This window comes from Roseovarius gaetbuli (genome assembly GCF_900172365.1).
Taxonomy (GTDB): domain Bacteria; phylum Pseudomonadota; class Alphaproteobacteria; order Rhodobacterales; family Rhodobacteraceae; genus Roseovarius; species Roseovarius gaetbuli.
In genome coordinates this window covers 1-6,331 of the sequence record NZ_FWFJ01000079.1, presented here as the reverse complement: position 1 = coordinate 6,331, position 6,331 = coordinate 1, and the positions used below count along the sequence as shown (strand labels likewise).

The following is a 6,331-nucleotide window of genomic DNA, read 5'->3' as shown; positions in this document are numbered from 1 at the left end:
AGAACTCGTAGAACAGCGCCGGTTGCGCTTCCTGCCTCGGTCCCATCATCGCCGGTCCTCCCCCTCGATTACAGGAATTGAATCAGCAGTTCAGACTTCGATCAAGGAAGAGTTTTTCAACAAAATACGCCCATATATGCAGATCCGCCGCTCTCAGTCCAAAGGACACATTGAGTGCACCCTCTGCCCACGAGCATCCCATACAGGAACAATCAGGACTTTGCTAAGTTCTGACCCCGGGCGAGGAATGGCTCAACATCCCGGGACCCACCGACGAAGATTTCCATGGACTGAGCGAAGTCCTAGAAAAACCACACGGATGCGATGGGGATGCATTCAGGCGCCGCAGCTGTCTGGGCGCTCAAACCTCCCATAGGAGGCCTTGGACGGGACGCAGAACAGTTCAGTTCTATTTTGCATAAACGTATAGATATTTATAGCCACCAGAATGGACTAGGAACTCTTTTCGTAGAAATTCTAAGTCATCTCGGGTTTCAAGTGCTTTCTTAGACTCAGAAACAATTGATACAAAAGATGAGGATGATCTGAAATCGAAAGCGGTTAGGATTCAGCTTGGTATGATAAAATCGGGTCTGGTGCAGAATTAGCGCGAGGCTCGACGGCGGGACGAACAAGGGCGAAGTAAAAATGATTATCGAAGCGAGAAAACCAAGCCCAATTTTGCGTGAGGCTCTGGACGCGCTGGATGAAGGCTTCGTGCTCTTCGATCGCGCGCTCAAGCTGATCTTCTCAAACCGCAGCTATGCCGCGATGCTCGGCCCGCATGCTAACCTGCTGGTGCCGGGCACAGCGATGCAGGACATCATCAGCCGGGCCGTCGCAAGCGGGCATGTCAAGATCCTTCGTGGTGCCGAACATGGCATGCCAACTTTTTTGACTGGGCTCGAGACGCTCGACAGAGGAAAGATCGAGGTTCTGGTTTCGGACGGTACGCAAAGGGAAATCAGGCTGAAGCGTCTCAGTGATGGCGGGCTTGTCGCCAACGTCAAGGACATAACCGAGCAGAGAACCGCCGAGGCGCAGGCGCGTGACCTGCTCAACAAGGCTATCAACGCGGTCGATTTAGGAATTGCGCTGATCGACGACGACGACCGGCTTGTGTTTGCCAATCAGAAGTACCGTGATGTCGCGGACCCGGCGGGAGAGTTTCTGGAACCTGGTGTGCTCCTACGAGAAACATATGCAAGAGCAATCGGAGCGGGGACCTTTCCTCCGCCGGAAGGGGTTACGCCTGCGGCAATGCTGGCGGAGGTGGACAAATTGATCCGCACCTCTGCCAAGGGGTTTTCCCTTGTTAACGACGACGGCAGGGAGATCGTCGGTAGTGTCTACGAGACAGACCTTCAGGGCAAATTGCTGACCCTGGAGGATGTCACGGATCAACTTCGGGCCGAGCGGCTTTTTACGGATGCGGTCAACAGGCTGCCAGTGGGTGTCGCCATTGAGGAAGCCTCGGGGAAGCTCTCTCATTGTAACGACGCTTTTGCCGGGCCTTTCGGGTACTCGGCCGAGGAGTTTCTGAAACTCAGCGACGACGAGCGCTTCGTGACCCTCGCACCAATGATCGCGTCGATCGCGGGCGAGGATGTCGGCAAACGCGGCACCGAACTTTTTGGCGATGCCGTCCGCAGGCAACGCGAGACCTTGCATCCTTTCGATGTCTGTTTCCGCAACGGACGGCACTTTATTGTCGAGCGGGCAGTGACCGAAGGCAACCGACGCGTCGTGGTTGTGACCGAAACCACCGCGCTCAAGAAATCGGAAGAAAGAAGTCTGCAGACCCTGAACGACACCATCCAGTCCCTCGAGGAAGGCCTCGCGGTCTTTGACAGTGACACCGGGTTCTTGCTGGACAACCTGCGGTGGCAGGATTTTTTCTTCGACGAGATTGCCGCGCCGCGCGAGGGGGAACCGCTTTCGAGCCTTTGGGACCGTTTGGTGCGCGCAGGGGTCATCTGCGTGCCGCCGGAAACGGCGCCCGGGGACTACGTGGCGTGGCTCGACCACTTCGCCCGTTCCTTGGGTCAGAACGAAACAATCCGTCTGCGCGATGGGAAAATCCTTCTTGCCTCGGCGCACAGGACTGAGCGAGACGGCTATCTGCTCTCTTTCGTGGATGTGACCGAGCAGCGGCGCGCCGAAGCGGAGCAGCGCGAAGCGGACCTGCTTCTGCGCAAGATTGTCGATGCATGCCCGGCGAACTTTCTGGTCTCGCGCATCGATGACGGCAAGATCATCTACTGCCCTCCGCCATCACGGGAACGCTTCGGCAATATAAGCTCGACGCTCAGTTTTTTTATGAACCCCGAAGACCGTCAGAAATATCTCGACGCATTGCTGCCGACCGGCGCGCTTGACGATTACCGAGTCCAGTTTCGCCGCGCGGACGGCTCGGTCATGCAAGGCATCACCGCCGCGCGGGTCACTGAATACAAAGGCGAACAAGTGATCGTCTCGTCGACGCGGGACATCTCCGATCTGCTCGAGATGCAGGAAGAATTGCAGCAACAACGCGACGCGGCGCATCAGGCTGAAAAGCTTTCGGCGCTAGGCGAATTGCTTGCCGGCGTCGCGCATGAACTCAACAATCCGCTATCGATCATCGTGGGTTATGCACAGATGCTTGAAGGTCGGCTCGAGGACAAGGTTCTGTCCAGGCGGGTTGACCGGATCGCTGAAGCAGCGGACCGCAGCGCCCGGATCGTCCGGGCCTTCCTTGCCATGGCACGGCAGCGGCCCACAAAGATCGAACCTTGTTCGCTCAACGACATCGTCCTCGCCGCGCTGGATGTCGCGGGATACGGGATGCGCAGCAACGGCACGGAAATCCTGTCTGACCTTGATGACGACTTGCCATTGGTATCGGGCGACGCGGACCAGCTTGTGCAGGTGTTCTCCAACCTCATCATAAACGCCGAACAGGCACTGGCACCGCTCGGGCAGGGAGGCAGGCTGATTATCCGCTCGTTCTTCGATCCCGCGCGCAATCAATCGGTGTTGGAGATCCGGGACAACGGCCCCGGTATCCCCGAAGCGATCCGCGCGCGGGTCTTCGAGCCGTTTTTCACGACCAAGGATGTGGGAAAAGGGACAGGCATTGGATTGGCTTTCAGCCACCGGATCATCGATGCGCATGGCGGTCGGCTGGATCTTGAGACGGTGGAAGGGAGCCACACGAGCTTCTTTGTGCGTCTAGACGTCGACAAGACGGGCGGACGGCTCGAAGATGGCGCGCAAGGCAAGACGGCGCCCACGGTTCAGAGGCGCGTACTGGTTGTCGATGACGAGGAGACAGTGGGTGAATTGATCTGTGACATGCTCGAAGATTTGCACTGCGAACCGGTGATGGTCACTGACGCGCAGATGGCTCTCGACCTGCTCTCGCACGAGCCTTTCGACATGGTGCTGAGCGATTTCAAGATGCCCGGCATGAATGGCGCCGCCTTTTACGAGGCCATTCTTACGGACCTGCCACAATATGCCGAGCGCATCGGCTTCGTGACGGGCGACGCTCTGGGGGAGGACGTCTTCCGGTTTCTGTCAAAGGTCGGGCGGCCGCATGTCGAGAAGCCGATCCTGCGCGACGATCTATCGTCCTTGCTGGAGCGCCTCGCTGACCAGGGAGAAAACGGATGACGCGCGCGACCGAAGCGAAAAAGATACTGGTCTGCGACGACGAGGACCACCTGCGGGAAATGCTTTCGGAGTATCTCAGCGAACGGGGATACAGCGTCGTGGAAGCGGAAAATGCGGACGTCATGCTCGCTTCGTTTGAAAAGGGCGCGCCTGACGTGATCGTGCTGGACATCAACATGCCGGGCACGGACGGCCTGACCGCGCTGCGCACCCTGCGGGTCAGTTCGAAAATCCCGGTCATCATGCTGTCCGCCGCGGGCGAAGTGGTCGACCGGATCATCGGGTTGGAAATGGGTGCAGATGATTATCTTGCGAAACCCGTGGACCTGCGCGAATTGGAAGCCCGCATCAAGGCCGCCTTGCGGCGGCAGGATTTCGCTGAGGTGGCGGACGTGCGGAAGTCCCGGATGACCGGAACCGTCCCTTTCGGCATGTGCCAGCTCGATCTCGATCGCGCCAGGCTCTTCGGAGAGAACGGCGAGGAGATCGCCATCACGTCGATGGAATTCAGCTTACTGCGCGTCTTTGCCCAGAAAAGGGGCCGCGTGCTGACTCGGGACCAGTTGCTTGAACAGGCGCATGACCGCGGGTGGGAACATTTCGACCGGTCCATCGACCTGCGCATTTCGCGATTGCGCCGCAAGATCGAACTGAACCCGACCAAGCCGGAGACGATCCGGACCGTCCGCGGCATCGGCTACATCTTCGACTGAATTGTTCTAAACAGCTCAAGAGAAGGCGGCGCGCAGGGAGTGTCCTGCGCGCCGCCGGTTTGTAAGGGCCGGGGCGGTCCGCAGACCGCCCCCACTTGTCATGTCATGCGATCACGAAAACATCACTTTCGGCGAGATCGATGTGGCCGAGTAGTGTTAGCGACAAATCGGCATCGAGACCGCTGTCGTCGCGAAGGTAGACATTTGTTACCGCGCCGTAGATGTCACTTTGGGTCTGTTCGAAGTAGGCTTCGGCGCCGACCCCGTTCGAGAAACCGTCCTGTCCACGCCAGGTGGTCGCGCCGAAGCCCTCGAAGACCATCAGGTCGCTGCCGCCCGCGCCAAAGTCCTCGATCACGTCGCGCGGATCGGCATTCCCGCCGCTGTCGCCAAACGCGAAGTAGAAGACGTCATACCCGGCGCCGCCGATCAGGTAATCGCCGATCTCGCCAGCAACATTCGTTCCACCGAAGATGTGATCGTTGCCACTGCCCCCCTGGATGTAGTCGTTCCCGGCCTCGCCATAGATGAAGTCGTCGCCGTCGCCGCCACGCATGATGTCATTGCCATCGCCGCCCTCCATATCGTCGTTGCCGGTGCCTCCGTTCATTTCGTCGTTGCCCGCATCGCCGGACATGATGTCGTTGGCGGGACCGCCGTTCATCAGGTCATCGCCCTGATCGCCGACCAGGACATCAACCCCGCCGCCGCCTTCCAGATGGTCGTTGCCCAGGCCGCCCTGAAGCAGGTCGTTCCCGTTCCCGCCGAAGACCTGGTCGTCGCCGTCACCGCCGAGCATCATATCGCGGCCCGCGTCGCCCCACATCAGGTCGTTTCCATCTCCGCCTTCGACGCGGTCGTCGCCGTCACCGGCGCGCACCACGTCGCGGCCCTCTTCACCGAGGATCAGGTCGTTCCCGTCGCCGCCGTTGATCATGTCATTGCCGCGCCCGCCTTTCAGCGTGTCGTTGCCGCTGCCGCCGTCGATGGTGTCTTTTCCGACATCGCCGAGGATGAGGTCATTGCCGGTCCCGCCGTAAAGCGCGTCATTGCCGCGCCCGCCATGGAGCAGGTCGTTGCCCGCGCCGCCATAGGCGGTGTCATTGCCATCATAGAGAAAGATGTCATCGTCGCCCCACAGTCCCCAGGCCTTGTCGACCCCTTGCGTGCCCTGGAACGCGTCATCGCCATTCCAGTCGATCCAGAAGGTGCCCGGCGTGATGTTCAAACCGTTGCCGAACGTCGGCATCAGGAAGCCGGGCTCTGCCAGATTTGCATCTAAGCGCGCAAAGAGATTGGAGTTGATCGACACCGAAGGTGCCGCATGATCGCTCCCGCGCACAGAATCGGGATCGTCGCCGCGATCAGGCGTGTCAGAGCCATCGGGACCGCGACCTTCGGTCTCCTCATAATCGCCCGCCGGGGCGTCTTCGAGGATGACGGTGTCGCGGCTTTCGACCCCGTAGGACAGCAGGCTGGTATGCTCTTCTGGTTGCAAGTCGGTCTCGGTCAGACCGGGAAGTCCTTTCTTGTTGTTCCACGCCAGAGCGTTCGAAAATGGTTTCAGCAGTTTAATCGTCATCTGTCTGGTCCTTTCACCAACCAACTCATCCAGCGGGGGCGCTGTGGTTCCAGGCCTTCGCCGGGCGCCGGACGTGAAAGGAGTTATGATGTATTCGTGTATCTGTAGAAGTTCAGGTGCGCGAAATTTTGTAAGAGTTTTGTCAGCGCCTGCCCAAAGTCGCCAGATTCTGAAACAATTGATACGCGACAGAGGGTTGCTGTCATTTGTGGACGACTCCTTTTTTGTATCCACGCCGTGGAGCAAACCCTCCGACTTCCAGTCGGACCCGCTTCAGCGTGAAAGAATCGCTTTATGATCGTACCCTCAGAAAAATGAGCCGCAGCCGGGTCGGAGGCTCATTTTTCTGAGGGTACGATCATGCAATATGACACCGGCA

3 protein-coding genes are annotated in these 6,331 nt (G+C 59.0%); 2 read left to right on the top strand and 1 reads right to left on the bottom strand.

Annotation, left to right across the window (positions count from 1 at the left end; genetic code table 11):
- Positions 1-648: 648 nt before the first annotated feature.
- Complete coding sequence (locus ROG8370_RS19185; RefSeq protein ID WP_085828742.1) at positions 649-3,657, top strand: PAS-domain containing protein; 3,009 nt, start codon at positions 649-651, stop codon at positions 3,655-3,657.
- The gene (locus ROG8370_RS19180) at positions 3,654-4,370 is read left to right on the top strand and encodes a response regulator (protein WP_085828741.1); all 717 of its coding nucleotides are present in this window, start codon (positions 3,654-3,656) and stop codon (positions 4,368-4,370) included. Before ROG8370_RS19185 ends, ROG8370_RS19180 begins: the two co-directional genes overlap by 4 nt.
- A gap of 103 nt (positions 4,371-4,473) precedes the next feature.
- On the opposite strand, the gene ROG8370_RS19175 is transcribed toward ROG8370_RS19180, so the two are convergent.
- On the bottom strand, positions 4,474-5,952 hold the full coding sequence (locus ROG8370_RS19175; RefSeq protein WP_085828740.1) for a calcium-binding protein: 1,479 nt from the start codon (positions 5,950-5,952) through the stop codon (positions 4,474-4,476).
- Positions 5,953-6,331: the final 379 nt, after the last annotated feature.

Bases quoted from the DNA above. Each gene is read 5' to 3' on its own strand.
- ROG8370_RS19180 (WP_085828741.1), top strand. From the start codon at position 3,654: ATGACGCGCGCGACCGAAGCGAAAAAGATACTGGTCTGCGACGACGAG.
- ROG8370_RS19175 (WP_085828740.1), bottom strand. From the start codon at position 5,952: ATGACGATTAAACTGCTGAAACCATTTTCGAACGCTCTGGCGTGGAAC.
- ROG8370_RS19185 (WP_085828742.1), top strand. From the start codon at position 649: ATGATTATCGAAGCGAGAAAACCAAGCCCAATTTTGCGTGAGGCTCTG.